General features: G+C 69.9%; 16 protein-coding genes and 1 tRNA gene. 8 read left to right on the top strand and 9 right to left on the bottom strand.

Annotation, left to right across the window (positions count from 1 at the left end; all coding sequences use genetic code 11):
- Window positions 1-111: 111 nt before the first annotated feature.
- From pta to HHX30_RS02745, 3 genes are all read right to left on the bottom strand, one after another.
- Window positions 112-2,169, bottom strand: coding sequence for a phosphate acetyltransferase (gene pta, locus HHX30_RS02735; RefSeq protein WP_169978961.1), 2,058 nt, complete (start codon window positions 2,167-2,169; stop codon window positions 112-114).
- A 220-nt stretch (window positions 2,170-2,389) separates the two neighbouring features.
- The gene (locus HHX30_RS02740) at window positions 2,390-3,010 is read right to left on the bottom strand and encodes a hypothetical protein (protein WP_249349525.1); all 621 of its coding nucleotides are present in this window, start codon (window positions 3,008-3,010) and stop codon (window positions 2,390-2,392) included.
- Window positions 3,011-3,141: 131 nt separating this feature from the next.
- Entirely contained in the window at window positions 3,142-5,880 is a 2,739-nt protein-coding gene (locus HHX30_RS02745) for a cellulose-binding domain-containing protein (protein WP_169978965.1), read from the bottom strand.
- A 202-nt stretch (window positions 5,881-6,082) separates the two neighbouring features.
- Between HHX30_RS02745 and HHX30_RS02750 the strand changes: the two genes are divergently transcribed.
- Window positions 6,083-6,907, top strand: a complete 825-nt coding sequence (locus HHX30_RS02750) for a patatin-like phospholipase family protein (protein ID WP_169978967.1) — start codon at window positions 6,083-6,085, stop codon at window positions 6,905-6,907.
- 151 nt (window positions 6,908-7,058) lie between these two features.
- Here HHX30_RS02750 and HHX30_RS02755 read toward each other — a convergent pair whose 3' ends face one another.
- Together HHX30_RS02755 and HHX30_RS02760 are read right to left on the bottom strand one after the other, a co-directional pair.
- The gene (locus HHX30_RS02755; RefSeq protein WP_169978969.1) at window positions 7,059-7,256 is read right to left on the bottom strand and encodes a DUF2795 domain-containing protein; all 198 of its coding nucleotides are present in this window, start codon (window positions 7,254-7,256) and stop codon (window positions 7,059-7,061) included.
- A gap of 173 nt (window positions 7,257-7,429) precedes the next feature.
- On the bottom strand, window positions 7,430-8,209 hold the full coding sequence (locus HHX30_RS02760; protein WP_311922050.1) for a L,D-transpeptidase: 780 nt from the start codon (window positions 8,207-8,209) through the stop codon (window positions 7,430-7,432).
- A gap of 215 nt (window positions 8,210-8,424) precedes the next feature.
- Here HHX30_RS02760 and HHX30_RS02765 point away from each other — a divergent pair, with 215 nt between their 5' ends.
- The 5 genes from HHX30_RS02765 to HHX30_RS02785 all read left to right on the top strand — a co-directional run bounded on the left by HHX30_RS02765 (window position 8,425) and on the right by HHX30_RS02785 (window position 13,126).
- Window positions 8,425-9,153 (top strand): hypothetical protein, encoded by a 729-nt coding sequence (locus HHX30_RS02765; protein WP_169978973.1) that lies wholly within the window; start codon window positions 8,425-8,427, stop codon window positions 9,151-9,153.
- 243 nt (window positions 9,154-9,396) lie between these two features.
- Window positions 9,397-11,070 (top strand): sodium:solute symporter family protein, encoded by a 1,674-nt coding sequence (locus tag HHX30_RS02770; RefSeq protein ID WP_311922051.1) that lies wholly within the window; start codon window positions 9,397-9,399, stop codon window positions 11,068-11,070.
- 9 nt (window positions 11,071-11,079) lie between these two features.
- On the top strand, window positions 11,080-11,319 hold the full coding sequence (locus HHX30_RS02775) for a hypothetical protein (protein WP_169978975.1): 240 nt from the start codon (window positions 11,080-11,082) through the stop codon (window positions 11,317-11,319).
- Window positions 11,320-11,443: 124 nt separating this feature from the next.
- Window positions 11,444-12,343, top strand: a complete 900-nt coding sequence (locus tag HHX30_RS02780; RefSeq protein ID WP_169978977.1) for an SDR family NAD(P)-dependent oxidoreductase — start codon at window positions 11,444-11,446, stop codon at window positions 12,341-12,343.
- Window positions 12,344-12,532: 189 nt separating this feature from the next.
- Window positions 12,533-13,126, top strand: coding sequence for a TetR/AcrR family transcriptional regulator (locus HHX30_RS02785; RefSeq protein WP_169978979.1), 594 nt, complete (start codon window positions 12,533-12,535; stop codon window positions 13,124-13,126).
- A 168-nt stretch (window positions 13,127-13,294) separates the two neighbouring features.
- On the opposite strand, the gene HHX30_RS02790 is transcribed toward HHX30_RS02785, so the two are convergent.
- A complete protein-coding gene (locus HHX30_RS02790; protein WP_169978981.1) occupies window positions 13,295-14,293 on the bottom strand; it encodes a substrate-binding domain-containing protein in 999 nt (332 codons plus the stop codon).
- A gap of 231 nt (window positions 14,294-14,524) precedes the next feature.
- On the opposite strand from HHX30_RS02790, the gene HHX30_RS02795 reads away from it, so the two are divergent.
- A tRNA-Ile gene (locus HHX30_RS02795) sits at window positions 14,525-14,601 on the top strand.
- 206 nt (window positions 14,602-14,807) lie between these two features.
- On the opposite strand, the gene HHX30_RS02800 is transcribed toward HHX30_RS02795, so the two are convergent.
- A complete protein-coding gene (locus tag HHX30_RS02800; protein ID WP_169978983.1) occupies window positions 14,808-15,290 on the bottom strand; it encodes a hypothetical protein in 483 nt (160 codons plus the stop codon).
- 249 nt (window positions 15,291-15,539) lie between these two features.
- On the opposite strand from HHX30_RS02800, the gene HHX30_RS02805 reads away from it, so the two are divergent.
- A complete protein-coding gene (locus HHX30_RS02805) occupies window positions 15,540-16,484 on the top strand; it encodes an acyltransferase domain-containing protein (RefSeq protein WP_169978985.1) in 945 nt (314 codons plus the stop codon).
- 144 nt (window positions 16,485-16,628) lie between these two features.
- Here HHX30_RS02805 and HHX30_RS02810 read toward each other — a convergent pair whose 3' ends face one another.
- The gene (locus HHX30_RS02810) at window positions 16,629-17,489 is read right to left on the bottom strand and encodes a hypothetical protein (protein WP_169978987.1); all 861 of its coding nucleotides are present in this window, start codon (window positions 17,487-17,489) and stop codon (window positions 16,629-16,631) included.
- 157 nt (window positions 17,490-17,646) lie between these two features.
- Window positions 17,647-18,372: an alpha/beta hydrolase gene (locus tag HHX30_RS02815; protein WP_211591443.1), complete on the bottom strand. Its 726-nt coding sequence runs from the start codon at window positions 18,370-18,372 to the stop codon at window positions 17,647-17,649.
- Window positions 18,373-18,643: the final 271 nt, after the last annotated feature.

Consider the following 18,643-nt stretch of genomic DNA (forward strand, 5'->3'; position numbering starts at 1 on the left):
CTCCCGCGCCTGCGCGCTCACTGTGCTCTTCGTCGCGCCTGCGCGCTCACTGTGCTCTTCATCGCGCCTGCGCGCTCACTGTGCTCTTCATCGCGCCTGCGCGCTCAGCGCTCACTGTGTCTCCCCGTGCGCCTGCGCCTGGATGGCCGTGATCGCGACGGTGTTGACGATGTCGCCCACGGTCGCGCCGCGGGACAGGTCGTTGACCGGCTTGCGCAGGCCCTGCAGGACCGGCCCGATCGCGACCGCGCCCGCGCTGCGCTGCACGGCCTTGTAGAGGTTGTTGCCCGTGTTGAGGTCGGGCACCACGAACACCGTGGCCCGCCCGGCCACCGCGCTGCCGGGCATCTTGGTCCGCGCCACGCTCGGCTCGGCCGCCGCGTCGTACTGGATGGGTCCCTCGACCGGCAGGTCCGGCCGCAGCTCGCGGACCCGCGCGGTGGCCTCGCGCACCTTGTCCACCTCGGGCCCCGCGCCGGACTCGCCGGTCGAGTACGACAGCATGGCCACGCGCGGCTCGACCCCGAACCTGGCGGCCGTGGCGGCCGACGAGATCGCGATGTCGGCGAGCTGGGCGGCCGTGGGGTCGGGCACGACGGCGCAGTCGCCGTAGACGAGGACGCGGTCGGCCAGGCACATGAAGAAGACGCTGGACACGACGCCGACGCCCGGCGAGGTCTTGATGACCTCGAACGACGGCCTGATCGTGTGGGCGGTGGTGTGGGCCGCGCCGGAGACCATGCCGTCCGCCAGCCCGAGATGGACCATCATCGTGCCGAAGTAGGAGACGTCGGTGACGATGTCGCGGGCCTGCCCGGCGGTCACGCCCTTGTGCGCGCGCAACCGGGCGTACTCCTCGGCGAACAGCTCGCGCAGCTCCGGGTCGAACGGGCTGACCACGCGGGCGCCGTCGACGGCCAGGCCCATCGTGGCCGCCGCCAGCCGGATCTCCCGCTCGTCGCCCAGCAGGGTCAGCTCGGCGACGCCCCGGCGCAGCAGGCTGTCGGCCGCGCGCAGGATCCGCGGCTCGGCGCCCTCCGGCAGCACGATGTGCCTGCGGTCGGCGCGGGCGCGGTCCAGCAGGTCGTACTCGAACATGAGCGGCGTGATCGCGGCGGCCTTGGTGACCCGCAGGCTGCGCAGCAGCGCCCCGGCGTCGACGTGCTCGGCGAAGACCCCGAGCGCGGTGTCGATCTTGCCCTTGGCGTCCGGGCTGAACCGGCCCTCGGCCCTCGACAGCTTGGTCGCGGTCTCGAACGTACCGCCGCCGGTCGTGACGATCGGCAGCCGGATGTCCATGCCCTTGAGCAGGCGGACGACCGCGTCGGGCAGCTCCAGCCCGCCGTTGAGGATGATCGCCGACAGGGCCGGGAACGTGGGGGCCTTGTGCGCGGCCAGCAGCCCCGGCACCAGCGCCGCGGCCCGGTCGGCGGGGACGACGACCGCCAGGCCCTCGGTGAGGCGCTCCAGGATGTTCGGCAGCGACATCGCGCCGATCATCAGCCCGCCCGTCTCCCGGCCGAGCTGGTCGGCGTCGCCCATGAACAGCTCGCCGTCGCAGGCGGCCATCAGGTCGCTGACCGTCGGCGCGGACAGCCGCCGCACCTCCGGCAGGACGTACGCGGGGACGCGGGTGGCGACCTCGTCGACCAGGTCGGGAGCGACCCGCGTGACGACCGTGGCCAGCTCGGTGGCGTGCCGCTCGGCCAGCTCCTTGCGCGACATCTCGACCGCCGCGGCGATCTCGTCGGAGGTGCGGTCGAGCCCGGTCACCACGTTCATCACCGGCGTGCCCAGATTGGCGGCGAGCTCGGCGTTGAACACGAACTCGGTCGGCGCGCCCACGTCGGTGTAGTCGGTGCCGATCACCACGACCGCGTCGCACCGCCCGGCGAGCGCCCGGTAGCGGGCCAGGATCTCCCCGGCCGCACGCTCCTCGTCGGCGTGCACCTCCTCATAGGTGACGCCCGTGCACATCCCGTAGGGCAGGCCGATCGCGAAACGGCTGCGCGCGGCGTTGACGAGGCTGTCCTCGCGGCCGGCCCGGACGACCGGCCGGAACACGCCCACCGTGCCCACCTGGCGGGTCAGCAGCTCGATCATGCCCAGGGCGATCGTGCCCTTGTTGCTCCTCGCGTCGCCGGCCGCGACGTAAACTCCGATCGCCATCGCGCAGTCACCCCTGTCCAGGCGCGGCCCGACGGCCCGCCCCGAAAAGGCTACGCGAAGGACCCCACGGAGATACCAGTCGAACGTCCCGTCCGTAGGGCCTTTTCTCACCAGTCGTGTGCTCTCACAGGCCCCGCGGGAAGTCCGCCTCGCGATCCCGCGGTGAGAACCCCGCGGTCCCCCGCCTGCCGGGCGAGCGCCTTCGAGGTGAGGCGGGCCGTCAACTCCGGCGGTCCGAGGCCAACGAGTCGAGTTCGTCCGCTCGCCGGAGGTCCTTGGGGCGGCCTATGGCGCGACGCATCCGGATGAGGTCTTCCCGGGAGACGTAGTGAACCTCCAGGCCGCCCGGACCGGCCGCGGTGATCGCCCTGTCGAGGATCTCCCGGACTCGGAGATCGCCCCAGGCAAGCGCGGGAGTGCAGCAGTCGCCGCCGGCTCCGGGTGCGGTGAACTGCACCTTGGGGCGGAGCAAGGCATCCGGATGAGTCGCCATGGGGGTGCCCGTTTCGTCGGCGAGTTGGGCGTCGACGGACATGAAGGCGGCCGCCAGGGCCGGGGCGTGGGCCGGTGCGCCATCCCAGAGCAGATCCAGATCGCCGGTGAGTTCGGTGGATCCGTGCATGATGCCGGCGACCTGCCCGATCACCGCGGCTCGGACGCCATGGCGGTGGAGGGCTTCGAGCAGAGGAAACGGATCGAAACCGAGGGCGCCGTCCGTGCCGATCGTGCCGACGTCGTCGTCGGCCTCCTCGTGGCCCAGGCCGGTGCCCGCCCGGTTGAGGGCGAGTTCACGCGTGCGCCGGGCGGCGGCGCGCAGTCGTTCCAGCGGTTCGTCGATCATCCGACTCATGCAACACCCGGCCGCGCTCAGGGCGCACGCGATTTTCCCTGAGTGCCGTGGCGTGGCAGTGGGACGGGCCGTACGGATGTGCCGCCCGCGCGGCACATCCGTACGGCCGTTGTCGTGCTATCTCACGAGGCGGTGCAGGTCACCGGCGACGGGACGGCATTGGTGCCGTTCCAGCTCGCCTGGAACCCGAACGTGGTGGACGCCCCGGAGCCGACCGAGCCGTTGTAGCTCACGTTCGTCACCGTGACGTTCGCCCCGGACTGGCTGACCGTGCCGTTCCAGAGCTGGCTGATCGACTGGCCGTTGGCGAAGGCCCACTTGACGCTCCAGCCGCTGATCGGGACGCTGCCGGTGTTCTTCACCGTGACCTCGCCCTGGAAGCCGCCCGGCCACTGGTTGGCCACCTTGTAGGTCGCCGAGCACGCCTTGCCGCCGCCACCCGACGGGCTCGCCGAAGGCGAGGCGGACGGGCTGGCCGAGGGCGAGGCGGACGGCGACGCCGACGGAGAAGCCGACGGGGACGCGGACGGGGAGGCCGAAGGCGACGTGGACGGGGACGCCGACGGCGAGGGGGACGGCGAGGTTCCGCCGTTGCGGTCGCCGTAGATGATGCCCCGGCCGTTGGTGCCGAGGTAGACCCGGCCGTAGATCCGCGGGTCGCCGGTCAGGGCCTCGCCCGCGTTGCCGTACTGGTGCTGGTCGTCGTTGATGCGCACCCAGCTCGCGCCGGTGTCGTCGGACCGGAACAGGCCCTGCACGCCGTCCACCGTGCCCATGAGGTAGAGGGCCTGGTACGTCTTGCCGGGCGCCGCCTTGCCGAAACCGATGTTGATCGAGCTGCTGACGTTCGACAGCTTGGTGAACGAGGCGCCCGAGTTGGTGGAGTGCCACAGGCCGCCCTCGCCGGCCAGCCAGACTTCGCCCTCCTTGCCGGGCAGTGCCTTGAAGTGCACACCGGTCGTCGGCAGCCCGGTCGCGGCGGTGGCGCTGAAGCTCGCGCCGCCGTTGGTGCTCACGTAGAACTTGCCGCCGGAGAAGGCGTAGAACTTCTGCGCGTTCACCCGGTCGGACTCGACGATCGCGCCGGCCGGAACGCCGCTGGAGGCGGTCCAGCTGTTGCCGTAGCCGACGGAGTAGACGACCTGGATGCCGGGGTCGCCCGGCGCCCACACGAAACGGCTGCCGTCGGCCGCCGCGGCGACCGTGCCGCCGCTGTTGATCCCGCCCGGTTCGCTGCCCTGGAACCAGTTGGCCCCGCCGTCGGTCGAGAACGCCACGTGGCTGTCGTTCGGCCGGTCGGAGTCGGTGAAGTTGCCGGCCCGCACCATCACGCTCGGGTTGGTCTCGGCGTAGTCGAGCGAGGTCGTGGAGGTGAAGACAGGCTGGGTGAACATCATGGACGGCACGGCGTCGAGGTTGGTGTGCCGGAAGCCGCCGATGTCACCGAGCGCGCTGACCAGCGGGGCGCCGCTCGGCGGGCTGATCAGATCGAGGACGGCGGTCTCCTCCAGGCCCTTCACCATCGGCTTGATCGTGAACTGGCCGCCCGAGTCCCACTTGGTGAGGTCGGTGGTGCCGTAGATCGTCGCGCCGGTGCCGTACATCATCCGGTCGGAGTTGAACGGGTCGATCTCCACCGACTCGTTCATCCAGCCCAGCTTGGGCGTGACCTCCGGTGGCTGGGGGTTGGTCCCGAAGGTCAGCCACGGCGCGGCGGAGATGTCCATCTTGTAGCGGAAGCTGCGGTCCGGGTAGGACGTCCAGTCCCAGATGCGGGTCCAGGTCGCGCCGCTGTCGGTGCTCCTGAAGAAGATCGCGTCGGGCCACCAGGAGACCTGGGTGGCGACCATGATGGTCTTCGGGTTCTGCCGGTCGATGGTCAGGCCGCTGTAGCCGAAGTAGTCGTCGCCGCTGCTGGACGGGATCGGGCTGATCTGGGTCCAGGTGCCGGTGGCGGTGGCGTAGCGCCACACGTCGCCCTTGCCGCCGTCGTACGGGCCGCCGGTGTCGCTGGTGGCGAGGTAGAGGTAGCCGTTGGCCGTGTCGAGCACGCCCTTGTGGGCGATGTAGCCGGTGGGCTGCCCGGCGACCCGCTCCCACGAGGTGCCGCCGTTGGTGGTGCGGTAGACGGTGTTGCCCTTGTCGGCCACGCCCACGTAGATGGTCTGGGTGGCGTTGCCCGACGTGCCGGTGCGCTTGTCGAAGGTCACCCAGACGACGCCCTGGTTGTCACCGTTGTAGGCGTCCCCGGGGCTGGCGACGTAGTTGCCGACGTTGGGGAAGTTGGTCACCTTCGACCAGGTGGCGCCGGAGTCGGTGCTCCGCCACAGGCCGTTGCCGCTGGGCGCGCCGAAGTACAGGACGCTGTTCTTGTTCGGGTCCACGGCGAGGCGCTCGCCCATGCCGCGGCCCGGCATGTTGCCGCCCAGCTTGAACGGCAGCGGGGTCACCTGCCAGGTGTCGCCCTTGTTCGACGAGCGTAGGATCGCGCCGTTGTTGGGGTCCCAGCTGTTGGTGTACATGCCGACGGCGGCGTACACCTTGTTGGCGTCCACCGGGTCGGCGGCGATGCTGGCGACGCCGTTGTAGCCCCAGTTGGACCAACCGGCCCAGTCGAGCAGCGGCGTCCAGGTCTGGGACGACTGGTTCCACCGGTACGCGCCGCCGATGTCGGTACGGGCGTAGATCAGGTCCTTCTGGGCCTGGCTGAACACGATGCCGGGGACGAAGCCGCCCCCGGCGATCTGCACGTTCTTGAACGTGTACGGGTCGGCGGCGACGGCCGACACCGGGGACATTCTGATCACGGCCGTGACCAGGGCCACGGCGGCGACCACGAGCATGGATGCGAATCTTCGCATGGACGGTTTCCCTCCGAGCACGGACAACCGGCCATGCACGACCAGGCGGGGACCCTGACCGTCCTTCTCCCACGTGCATGGAAAATCTGCAAGGAAGATTCACACACCGGCGGAAGCGCCGTCAATAGTTTGGCGTCCAGACAAATCTCAACCGGTTTCATCCGGGGCGGAGCATCCCGATTCGTGGAACATAATTCTGGACATGACTACAGCTCTCGTGCTCGGCGGCGGAGGAGTCGCCGGCATCGCCTGGGAGGCGGGGGTCGTCACCGGCCTGCGCCGCCTCGGCGTGGACCTGGGGACGGCGGACCGGATCGTCGGCACCTCGGCCGGCTCGGTCGTCGGCACGCTCGTGGCCACGGGCGCCGACCTGGAGGAGGCCGTCGCCCACCAGGCGAAGGTGGACACCGGCCCGCCCCCGGCCGTCGACATGAACGAGGTCATGCAGGCGTTCGCCGTCATGTTCGACCCGAACCTCGACCGGCGGGAGGCTCGGCGCAGGGTCGGCCAGATGGCCCTGGCGGCGAAGGTGGACCACGCGGCGGAGCGGCTCGCCGCGGTCGGCGAGCGGCTGCCCGTGAAGGAGTGGCCCGAGCGCGAGCTGCTCATCACGAGCGTCGACGCGACCACCGGCGAGTTCGTCGTGTGGGACCGGTCCTCGGGCGCGCCGCTGGTGCTCGCCGTCGCGTCGAGCTGCGCCGTGCCGATGGTCTTCCCGCCCGTGGAGATCAACGGCCGCAGGTACGTGGACGGCGGGGTCCGCTCGGCGACCAACGCCGACCTCGCGGCCGGCGCCCGCGCCCTTGTGGTGCTCGAACCGCTCGGCAACCTGACCCCCCGGGCCGTCCTCGACGCCGAGATGGCGAAGGCCGGCGCGGCCGCCTCGTACGTCGTCCACCCCGACACGGCCTCGGTCGCGGTGTTCGGCGAGAACGTCCTCGACCCCGGCCTGTGGGGACCGGCCTTCAGGGCGGGGCTCGACCAGGCCGCCACCCTCGCCGAGCCGGTCGCCACCGTCTGGTCCTGACCACGCGGACATCAGCGCCGGCGCGGCAGACCCCGCACGCGGACATCAGCGGGCGGCCGGCGCGGGAACTCCTCGCGCCGGCCGCCCGACGTCGCGTCATGTGCCAGGATCATGTGCTCCGGGAGCACGTCCCCAGGTTGGGCCGTCCGGTCTACCCGGCGTCGGAAACCGCCTTGCTGACCGCGTTGGGGCCGTCGTACTGCCGGTCCGGGATGCGTTCCAGCGCATCGATGACGTTGTCGTCCGCGCCGTGGTCGCGGGCCGTGCGGATCAGGTCCGACTTGCCGGCCGGGTAGTCGACGCCCTTCAGGTGCTTCTGCAGCTGGATCGGGTTCGGTGCGTCGGCCATGACGCTCCTCCCTTCCGTCGGCGTTCTCCTGCTCTCCCTCGCCTACCCGGTTATTCCTCGGCGAGTCCGCCATCCCAAGCAGCGAGTCACGCTTCCGCATACGACTGGGGCCGCGGGAGCGCCTGGAAGCAGGCACTCGCCGTCGGCCGCCCTCATCCTCAGGGGGCGGTTACTCAGGGGGCGATCAGAACCGGAGTCCCCAGGGGCAGCCCTGCCAGCACCTTGAGCGCGCGAGCAGGCACCCTGACGCAGCCGTGGGTGACCGCCTTGCCGAACACCTTCCGGTCCGGCCATCCGTGGAAGGCGACCGTGCCGGGACCGCCGCCGAAAGTGTCGAGCGTCGCCGAGTGCGTGCCGAGCGGCAGGATCAGCGGGCTGTAGGTCTTCTTCTTCGGCGACATCAAGGCCAGCATGAAGGTCCTGCCCACCGGGGTGGGCGTCTCGGGGCCGCCTACGGCCACCGTCCAGGTGCCGAGCTTCTTGCTCGCGTTCATCACGGTCAGGCGCCTGGTGCCCAGCGTCACGATGGCGCGGTAGCGGCTGCGCGCCTTTTTCAGGCCCTTGGCCTTGATCCAGCCGGTCACGTGGTTGGGCTTGCTGGGCAGGAGCACGCGGTACCAGCCCTTGCGTGTCTCCACCACCGGCACCCAGGTGGGACTGCCGAGCTGTTTCGCCGGGAGGGTGGCCGCGGGCTTTCCGCCGGGCTGGGCGAAGACGGCCACGGTGCGCGCGGGGTGGACCACGATGCCGCTCAGCTTGCCGTACATGTCGGTGTCCTGTGGGAGACCGCTCAACTCCGTGAACGTGGTGGCCGCGGGGAGCGCCGTCGCCGTCACCGACGCGCCGGCTGCGAGCGCGGCGGGCGACGCGGCGGCGCCGGTGGGGGTCGCGGCGACGAGGCTCATGGCGACGAGCGCGGCGCCGATGAGTCGGCGGGGGACATCGAGCGGCACGATCGGCTCCTGAGATATACGACCACTACGACACGAGCACGTAACCACCTGGCCTCGATCCATATCTTTTTGGACCGTTTGAATACTCTTGGCCAGCGGGTGTGACATTTTTACATAGATGAGCCCAGAGAGGCTCAAGCTCTCATATATCTAGAGGTGCGTTCGTGACAGCCCCCAGACTCTCTTCAGCCCGTCGCTGGATCACAGCGGCATTGATGCTCGCAGTGGCGGCGCTCGGGGCGCTCGCCATCTCCAATACGGCCTCGGCGGGAGCGGTCCAGAAGACGGCGCCCGGCGACAACGGCGACGTCAAGATCCACAAGTGGACGACGCCAGAGGACGACCAGCGCGACGAGCCACACGTCTGCGTGTTCTATCTGGTCGGGTTCAACTTCGACGCGGTCGAGCAGGTGAGCTGGGAGATCAAGTCCTGGCCCCCCACGGGCGACAAGACCACGGTGAAGAGCGGGACCCTCGTGCTCGACCAGAGCGGGCATGGCCGTACGGTCGACATGACCCTGCCGAACGGGCACTACAAGCTGTTCTGGACCTTCGCGGGGAAGAAGGGCGCGCCCAAGCAGAAGGTGTTCTGGGTCGAGTGTGAGTCCACGCCCAGCCCCACGCCCACCCCGACGGTGACGTCCTCCCAGACGCCCTCGCCGTCGCAGACGCCCTCGCCGTCGCAGACGCCCTCCCAGAGCCCCACGGCGTCCCAAACGCCGACGGTCAGTCCGACTCCGACTGCGACGCCCACTCCCACGCGGACGCCCACGCGGACGCCCACTCCCACGCGGACGCCCACCTCGAAGCCGACGCCGGGCAACCCGCCGATCGACGTGTGGATCGAGTGGGACGAGGACGTCACGCAGACGCAGGGCGAGCCCAAGCCCAAGCCCGCGCCCACTCCGACGCCGGTGAAGACCAACATCCCGGTCACCGGCTGACCCGCGACACCGAACGACTGAGGGCCCGGATCGGATTGATCCGGGCCCTCAGTCGTCTGCGCAGGACCTGCCGAGCGGCGGGAGGGGGTCGCGGCCGAGCGGATCCCGGCGTGGGACCTCCGGGACTTCGCCGCGCGCCTCACACCGCGGCCTTTACGAAGCCCTCACCTGGAATTTTGTGACGATTGCATATACGGGGGTCGCGTTTGTGAAAGGACGAGACGTACGGGTAGCTGGCGTTGCGTGCCTGATGCCCAATTGCTGGCCGCACAGGATCTGCGGCTCGACGTCAACGTCCTGGACTACGTGATCCTCGCCCTGTACTTCCTCGTGGTGCTGGGAATCGGCTTCGCCGCCAAGCGGGCCGTACGGACGAGTCTGGACTTCTTCCTCTCGGGCCGCGCACTCCCCGCCTGGATCACCGGCCTGGCCTTCATGTCCGCCAACCTCGGCGCCACCGAGATCCTCGGCATGGCCGCCAACGGCGCGCAGTACGGCGTGATGACCGTGCACTACTACTGGCTCGGCGCGGTTCCCGCCATGGTGTTCCTCGGCATCGTGATGATGCCCTTCTACTACCGGTCGAAGGTGCACAGCGTCCCGGAGTTCATGCGCCGCCGGTTCAACGGCGCGACCCAGCTGTTCAACGCCTCGACGTTCGCCCTCGCGCAGATCCTCATCTCCGGGATCAACCTGTACGCGCTGGCGCTCGTCATGGACGCGCTGCTCGGCTGGCCGCTGTGGCTGTCCATCCTCGTGTCGGCCGCGATCGTGCTCGCGTACATCACGCTCGGCGGCCTGTCCTCGGCGATCTACAACGAGGTCATGCAGTTCTTCGTGATCGTCGCCGGGCTCGTGCCGATCGTGATCATCGGCCTGACCCGCGTCGGCGGGTTCTCCGGGCTCGGGGAGAAGGTCAAGCAGAGCGTGCTCGGCGAGGGAGGCCTGCACACCTGGGCGCACACCGCCGGCACCGACAACCCGCTCCAGGCCAACTGGATCGGCCTGGTCCTCGGACTCGGCTTCGTGCTGTCCTTCGGCTACTGGACCACGAACTTCGCCGAGGTCCAGCGCGCGCTGTCGGCCCGCAACACCAACGCCGCCCGGCTGACCCCCATCGTCGCGGCCTACCCGAAGCTCGTGATCCCGATCGTCACCGTGATCCCCGGCCTGGTCGCGCTGGTGCTGTTCGGCGACCTCGGCAAGGACGGCGGGCCGACGTACAACGAGGCGATCCCGCTGCTGATGGACGAGTTCCTGCCGAACGGCGTGCTCGGCATCGCGGTGACCGGCCTGCTCGCCTCGTTCATGGCCGGCATGGCCGCCAACATCAGCGGTTTCAACACGGTCTTCACCTACGACATCTGGAAGTCGCACATCAACGGCGACCACCCGGACGAGTGGTACGTGCGGCTCGGCCGGATCGCGACCATCGGCGGCGTCATCGGGGGGATCGGCGCGGCGTTCATCGCGGCCGGGTTCAGCAACATCATGAACTACCTGCAGTCGCTGTTCTCGTTCTTCAACGCCCCGCTGTTCGCGACGTTCATCATCGGCCTGTTCTGGAAGCGGATGACCCCGTGGGCGGGTTTCTGGGGCCTGCTGAGCGGCACCGTGTGCGCCTTCGGCTCGTACATGCTCTACAAGGCGGGCGTGTTCGACTTCGGCACCGAGCTGAACGCGAGCTTCTGGGGCGCGGGCATCGCCTTCGCGGTCGACGCGATCGTCTCGGTCGTGGTCACGCTCGTCACCACCCCCAAGCCGGAAAGCGAGCTGCGCGGGCTCGTCTACGGCCTGAGCGACGCGTCCGTCGCCGACGACGCGCTGTCGGGAGACCACGCCTGGTACCGCTCCCCCGTGGTCCTCGGCGCCGGGGCGGTCGTCCTCGCCGCGGCGTTCTACCTGCCCTTCCTGTAGGAGGTTTGCATGGCCGCCCCGCAACGGCTCTTCGACATCCGCCGCGTGATCGGTGGTCTGTTCCTGGTGTACGGAGTGATCCTCACCGTCACCGGGCTGTTCGACAGCGCCCAGGAGGTGCAGAAGGCGGAGGGCATCCGCATCAACCTCTGGACGGGCATCGCGATGCTCGTCGTCGGCGCCGCGTTCCTGCTCTGGGAGCGCCTGCGCCCGACCGACGCCCCCGCCCCCTCCGACGAAGAGGAATGACCCCTTTCCCCGCCGTGGTCACATCGCCGATGTGACCACGGCTCTTTGATCCGGATAGTTCATCTGATTGTGCTACCGTCCAGCCTACCGGATGAACTATCCGGTTATCTGGATGAAGGGGCTCATGATGAAGACAGCTGTGGTCACGGCCGGCACGGGGGGCATCGGCTTGGAGACCGCGCTGGGGCTGGCGGCCGCCGGGCTCGCGGTCACTGTGGTCGGGCGCGACGCCGAACGGGGAGCCAGGGCGGTTGAGCGGATCAACGCGACACGACCCGCGCACCCCGGCCGGTTCCTGTCCGCCGACCTCGCCTCACTCGACCAGGTCCGCGCGCTGGCCGCCCGCATCGCCGCCGAGCACGCCGCGTCGGGGGAACCCCTGACGGTGCTGGTCAACAACGTTGGGGCGATGTTCGCCGAGCGCGCGGACCTGGGCGGCATCGAGGCGTCGTTCGTCGTCAACCACCTCTCGCCGTACCTGCTGACCGAACTGCTGCTGCCCACGCTCACCGCCGGGGCGCCGAGCAGGATCGTGAACGTGACCTCGGGCGCGGTCGGCGCCGCCAATCGGGTCTTCGACGCCGTCGAGCCGCCGGGCGGCTACTACGGCTTCCACTGGTACGGCCGCGCCAAGCTCGCCAACCTCGCCTACACGCTGGACCTGGCGAGGCGGCTGGACGGCACGGGCGTGTCAGTCTTCGCCGCCGATCCCGGAGGCGCCGCGACCGACATGACCCGCGGCACCCTGATTGACCCGAAGATTGTCTCTCCTGCCCTGCGGCTGCTGTGGCCGCTGGTACGCCGCAAGTTCGAACGCTCCACCTCCGGTCCGGCGTCCGTGGCGGCCAGGTCCTCGATCACCGCCGCCACCGACCACGCGCTGACCGGCCGGACCGGTCTCGTCATCGGGCCCCAGGCACGCCCCGTCGCCCCGTTCCGTGCGGCGGCCGACCGCCGCATCGCCGAGGCCGTACGCCTGCTCAGCGAAACCCACGCACCTGTGGCGGCCAGAGCGGACGCATGACCACCCGCAGGTGCGTCGCCGGGCGCACGCCGGTCACATGATCAGCACCGGCCCTCTCTCGTCGCTCTCCCGCAAAACACGTCGAACTCCCGCCGCTCCCCGCTCTACAGCCCGGTCCCCTGGGAAACGCCCGCGTATGATCGGACGACGAGCCCGTGAACCAAGACGAGCAACCCGGATTCTCCCCACATGACGAGCACACAGCTGCGCAAAGACGCCGCCCGCAACTGGGAGCGGATCGTCGCCGTCGCCCGAGACCTGGTCGACCAGGGCACGGCATTGCAGCTCAACGACATCGCACGCCGGGCAGGCCTCGGCGTCGCCACGGTCTACCGGCACTTCGCCACCCCCGAGGCACTGCTGGAGACCGTCGCCGCTCCCTGCCTGGAAGCCCTGGCCGCGCACGGCGAGCAGGCTTTGGCCGACACCGACCCACGGCGTGCGCTGGAGGGCTTCCTGTACCGCATCGTGGAAGCACAGGTCACCGACGCCGCCCTGCCCCCGGTCGCCGCGGCGACCACGGACACCCTGCCGCGCACCACGGAACTCAAGAACTCACTGGCGTCCGCCGGCACCACACTGCTCGAGCGGGCCCGCGATGCCAGAGCCATCCGCCCCGATTTCGCCGCCGCCGACCTCGTCCCGCTCATGTGCGGTATCGCCCACGCCGTGACCGTCCACGGCGGCACCCCCACCGACCGGGTCGACACCGCCCGCCGTTACCTCGCCACCCTGCTCGAAGGCATGCGCCCCACACCGCCGAACACGTCCGCCCTGACCTGATCACTCCCACCGGCAGGCGCAAGGACCGGAACCCGGGGCTGGCCACCATTCGCGAGCAGGGCCGATCACTCCCAGGGCGCCGTTCACGAGCGGCGAACGAAGTGGCGTGCGGCTGAGCGGATGCGGTGCGGACGCGTGTCTGGTACATGCCTGCTGAGCAGGGACGTATCAGCGCGGGGGCGCGCCCTGTTTGCGGGCGGTCCGGCGATCGGGGGCTTTGGGATCCCCGGCCTTCGTGACGACGGCGGGCGGGACCAGCACCGCCGGGATCGAGACCGTCGTCCCGTTGGACACGACGGCCGTGCCGTACACGGTCCTGCCGCCCGCGACCTCGACCGCCAGCCTGGCGGCGGCCGCCGCCTGAGCCGCGACGTCGGTGCGCACGGTCGCCGTCCGCGTGCCGGTGCCCGGCCGGCCGTCATATCGGATCAACGGCACCCCGGCCAATCCCGACTTCGCCATCTCGGCCGCGACGGCCTCCGCCGCCGCTTCGCTCGCGCAGCACACGCCCGCCACCTTCGCCGTCCCGCCGAGCGCGGCGACTGCCGCGGCCACCTCGCGCCCCGCCTCGCCGGGCGCCGTCAGGTCCCGCTCCCAGCCGATCGCCACCCGGCCGTCGAGCACGGCGTGCAGGCCCCGTTTCACCGCCGCGGCGTACGGATCCGAGGCGGGCCCGTTGAGGAGCAGCACCGGCCCCGCCACCCTCATGGCGCGGAGCAGGGCCAGCGCCTGCTCCCGCCCGACGCGCGCCGGGTCCGTCGCCACGTAGGCGTCCACCGGTCCGTTGGCCAGCCGGTCGTAGGCGATCACCTTCGCCCCGGACAGCTTGGCCCTGGCCACCCAGGGAGCGGCGGCCCCGGGGTCCACCGCGCCGAGGACCAGCACCCGCACGCCGTCGGCCAGCATCCGGCCGACCTGCCGCGCCTGCCTGGTACGGTCGCCCGCGGCATTCGCGTACCGGACGTCGCAGCGCGGGCAGAGGGACGCCAGGGCACGGGTGAACAGAGGCCTGTCCGGTCCTTCGGCGGGGAGCAGCAGTCCGACGGTGAAGCCATCCCGCACATCGCCGACCACTCCAAGCTCCGTTCCCCGTTCCTGCCCGTCCGGGCCGCAGGCGGGAAGGGACATCAGGAGCAGCACGCAGACGCCCGCCAGTCGTCTCCCCACGGGGCACCCCCGATTCGTTGCGGAGCCACGTTTCGCAGAGCCGTCTTGTGGAGCGGTGTCGCCTCAGGAGTCACATACCCCGACATACGCCGCATAACTCCCAAAAGGTCAGCCCCTGGCCCAGGGGGGGACGATCACCGGCACGGTGATCGGCGGGGATTACGCCCAGGGCCGAAGGCCGCCGCTCGCCGACCCCCTCAGCCGCTAAGTTGTGAGAGACTCCACCATTGCGGGGCGGTAGCTCAGCCGGTCAGAGCATCGGACTCATAATCCGTGGGTCGTGGGTTCAAGTCCCACCCGCCCTACCACGTTGATCAGCGAAACGCTGCCTGAGCTGTGGCTTGTTCATGGATCATGCCTGCCTGGCGTGCAGCCGTAGGCCATATGCGGGATGAGACCGACCCCGGAAACGCCGAAGGGTCCCCGTTGAGCCAGAGGGACACGGCCGCGTGGCGCGGGTCGTACGGCCGGACCGCGAGGGTCGATGGGTGGCTTGCCGTCCGGTGGGCGGCGATCAGTGGCAACGGATGTCCCATCCGGGACCGGTGCTGTCGAGGATCTCGATGATGAAATCGACAGGCCAGCCGCCATCGAACCGGCTCAGGCGCTTGGGGAAGTAGATCCTCACGTAGGCGTGGCCCCCGTCGACGCCAGGGATGTTCGCCTGCTCGTAATAGCGCGCGATCTCCTCCTCCGAGAGTTCGGTGCTGAGCGCGAACCTGACGAGGTAGTCGCAGTGATTTCCGTTCCCTCGAAGTGCCACCGAACCTTGCGCGCTGTCCTCGACCCTCGTCATAGGAGGAAGCGGGTAGTCATAGAAGCGCTGGGTGAAGTCGTTCAACTTCCCGTTGTGAACCCATATGGGGATCACGACAGCCAGGACCAGCGCGATCACCGGCAGCAGGAGCACCGCCGCGAGACAGCCGCACCCACACGCTTTCAACGACCGCTTCTTGCGAGGAAACGACTCGTCGCCTGCGGGAGTGACAATCTCCACGGCACCATCCAAGCTGGTTTCGTCATGGGACAGACATCTTCCAACTCATGAAGATCATCAAGCAAGGCCACGCTCATCACGAGGAGCACCGTCCCCCGGGCCGGGCACAGTGGCCGGCACGCCGACGGCGTGATCGTCGGCAGGTGGTCGATGCGTTCTGCCGGGTGCAGAGGACCGGGTCGTCGTGGCGGGATTCGCCAGAGCGGTAGGGACTGTGGAAGGCGCCCACCGGCCGGTAGGGTCGTCCGCGTGGATCTTGACGATATCGCCGCCCGGCTCGGGGTACCCGTCGAGGACGTCGACCGCGTGCACCGGCTCGCCGGCGACCGGCCGTCGGCTCCGCTGCCCGCGAAGGCCGACGCGCCCGCGATCCTCACCCGGCTCGCGGTGCGGCCGGACGACGCGGCCGAGATCATGGAGGGCTGGCCCGACCCCGACTCTTCACTGTGGACTCCGGAGCTGCGCTGGCTGCTCGACCGCTCGATCGCCCTGGTCCGTGCCGATCTCGGGGGCCATGGCTGGCTCCCGCCCGGTCCGGAGCTGCCGCGCGAACGGGGCCCGGCCTGGCGGCATCTCTACGTCTACGCGTACCTGGCCCTGGTCGACGTCGTAGGGGGGTACCACCGCGACCACGGCATCGCCGATGCCGTGTCGTGGGCGACCCTCGCGGATCTGGGCCGCAACCTCGCGGTCGACCGGCGGATGCGCGGCGAGGGCTGGCCGGTCATGCAGAGCTGGCTGACGCTGCACGCGCGCGGCGGCGTCTACGAGCTGGGCCGGTTACAGCACCAGCGCGGCGACACCGCCATCGGCCTGCACATCCCCGAGACGGGGCCGCTGACCCAGGAGGCGATCGATGCGTCGCTCGACGAGGCCCGCGCGTTCTTCCCGCGCCACTTCCCCGACGAGCGCTACACGTCGTTCTCCTGCGGCTCGTGGCTGCTCGACCCGCAGTTGCTGGAGTACCTGCCCGAGGACTCCAACATCGCCCGCTTCCAGCGGAGGTTCGAGCTGGAGCCCTACGAGGAGCCGGAAGGAATCGACGCCGACGTCGAGGTGCTGCGGTTCGTGTTCCGCACCCTGACCACTCCGCTCGACCAACTGCCGCGCCGCACCGTGCTCCAGCGCGCGGTCGTCGACCACCTGAAGGCCGGCCGCCACTGGCGCTGGCGCAGCGGCCACTTCCCGATCTAGTCGCACTCCCAGGGGTTTCGTCGAGACATCCCGCCACATCCTGCTGAGCGTGCCGGGCCGGGCCGATCGCCCTGCCCCGCACAGGTTGTCCACGTCAGGGCTTTCGCTCCGCACGCAGCGGAAGGCCTTGGCGGAGCAATGCGGTCAGTCCGGCCAGGTCTCCTCGGAGCAGAGCACCCGAGCGGCCTCGTGGGGTTCGGCGTCGCGGACGAGGTAGCACCTGTCATCCCTGCCGAGCAGGGTCACGATGCCCGAGGCGAGGACACGGCGGCCGTGGGGGTCACGCAGGTGCACGATCCTGCCGGCCAGAAGGTTGCCGTCCTCCGGATCGCCGTCGGGGGTCTCCCTCTCCCAGCGCCACATCCGGTAGGTGCCGCCCGTGGCCTTGTCCCGGAGGTCATGCTCCTCATGGGGAATTCGAAAGGTGGGCGCATTATCGGGGTTCAAAGCGCAGGAGGTTGGATCCCCGTTGACCAGTCCCGGAAGCAGCATGGCCACCAACTGCGTGCTACCAGGGAGTCGGAACTTCTCCGGCCGCATCGCCGCCCACTGTCCGGCCGTCGTGACGGGGACAGGCACCCGGCATGGCTCCTGCGGTGGCGCGGATCCGATCGGTGCCCTCGGTTTCATGTGGACGAGTGGGTCGAAGACATCGCGGATCGGCCAGAACCGGAACAACCACCTGGTGTCGTCCACGTCCACGTGCGCGGTCAGGCCGTACTCGAAAAGAGGAGGGCCGATCAGGAAGTCACGACCGCTGTCGTCCATCACGCCCATCTGGATCACTCCGGTGTCGGCAGTGAAGGTCAGCTGCTCGATCGGCCTCCACGAGGGCCCCGCGTCGGGTGGTTCGGCGTCCCATGCCTCCAACTGGAGGGTGGCGGTGTAGTGAAGGGCCTCCAACTCGTCGTCGCGGAACTCCGGGCATTCGGTGCCGCCGTAGACACAGAGCCCGCCGTACTGCACGTAGAGCTCCTCGTCGAGATGCCGGATCATGCGGGCCACTGGTGTCCTTCCGGTCGTCGCGATAACCGGAGGCAGCATGCCCTACGGCACCGACAGAACTCCGTTCACGCAGCCGCCCCGTTCTCGTTGATCGCAAGGAGCGCACTTGGTTCCTTCCGGTGAGCGCGGGTCGGGCCAGCCCCTGCCTCGAGGGCGGCTAGAAGGCCAGTGCAGCGTCGGCGAGGACGTGAGCGGTGCGGCGGCCGGCTTCGATGGCGTGCCGCACGCGGGCAGGCGTGCAGCGCCCCCGCTCGGGGTCGTACTCGGTCATCACGATGCCGGCGTGATCCGTCTCCGCTTCGATCAGAGTCGCCCGCCAGCCGCGCTCTCGCAGGGCCTTCGCGAACCTGTGGGACTTCTCCACGTCCACGATGGCGTCCCGGGTCCCGTGCACCAGCCAGAACGGAATGGGCTCGATCTGCGTCACCGCCACGTCGTCGAGGGGGACGCGGCCCGTCGAAGGCGCGGGAGCATCGAACCCGGAGGCGATCGCGACCACTCCAGAAGGCCTCCAGCGCCCGAGGCCGGCACCGTCGACGCCGATGCCCGCGGCGGCCTTCCCTCCGAGGGACCACCCGGCCAGGACGATGCGTGCGGCGTCACCGCCGAAATCACCGGCGTTGTGCCGAACGAAGACGATCGACTCCCACAGGTGGGCTCGCCCACCGTCCGGCGCGTCGGATCGCCAGTCGGGGACGAACACCACGACGCCCCGCTCCGCGACCGCGCGTGCCAGCGGTTCGAGCACGTCCCGCTCGTCGGGTCCTCTGCCATGCCAGAGCAACACGACCGGCCGAAGCGCGGAACCGTCACATCGGTAGACGTCGAGACCCTTGCCGCTCGGTCCGTAGACGACGTCGCGTTCCACCCGAACATCCGCCACCGTTGCCCCCACAGTCCATGTCTCGCGGATTTGTGTCCCGCCCTCGGACACGTACCTACGAAGTCGTGTCACCATCGGCGGCTGTCGCGCAACCTGGCTGACAACCGCCTCGCTGCCTCGACGGCGGTCACGGCAACCTCGAGAACGCGCGCGATTTCCGTCAGCAGTTCACCGTAATACGCCGGACGGGGCCGGGGACCAGCTCCGGCCGAGCACACGCGTCCGCAACCAGTGCGCCTCAATGATGTGGAAGGCATTCGCCGACCGGCGT

The organism is Microbispora sp. H10836, assembly GCF_012999525.1.
Lineage (GTDB): Bacteria > Actinomycetota > Actinomycetes > Streptosporangiales > Streptosporangiaceae > Microbispora.

What these genes read in the sequence shown, in the direction of transcription:
- pta (WP_169978961.1), bottom strand. Translation starts at nt 2,169, where the DNA reads ATGGCGATCGGAGTTTACGTCGCGGCCGGCGACGCGAGGAGCAACAAG.
- HHX30_RS02740 (WP_249349525.1), bottom strand. Translation starts at nt 3,010, where the DNA reads ATGATCGACGAACCGCTGGAACGACTGCGCGCCGCCGCCCGGCGCACG.
- HHX30_RS02745 (WP_169978965.1), bottom strand. Translation starts at nt 5,880, where the DNA reads ATGCGAAGATTCGCATCCATGCTCGTGGTCGCCGCCGTGGCCCTGGTC.
- HHX30_RS02750 (WP_169978967.1), top strand. Translation starts at nt 6,083, where the DNA reads ATGACTACAGCTCTCGTGCTCGGCGGCGGAGGAGTCGCCGGCATCGCC.
- HHX30_RS02755 (WP_169978969.1), bottom strand. Translation starts at nt 7,256, where the DNA reads ATGGCCGACGCACCGAACCCGATCCAGCTGCAGAAGCACCTGAAGGGC.
- HHX30_RS02765 (WP_169978973.1), top strand. Translation starts at nt 8,425, where the DNA reads ATGCTCGCAGTGGCGGCGCTCGGGGCGCTCGCCATCTCCAATACGGCC.
- HHX30_RS02775 (WP_169978975.1), top strand. Translation starts at nt 11,080, where the DNA reads ATGGCCGCCCCGCAACGGCTCTTCGACATCCGCCGCGTGATCGGTGGT.
- HHX30_RS02780 (WP_169978977.1), top strand. Translation starts at nt 11,444, where the DNA reads ATGATGAAGACAGCTGTGGTCACGGCCGGCACGGGGGGCATCGGCTTG.
- HHX30_RS02785 (WP_169978979.1), top strand. Translation starts at nt 12,533, where the DNA reads ATGACGAGCACACAGCTGCGCAAAGACGCCGCCCGCAACTGGGAGCGG.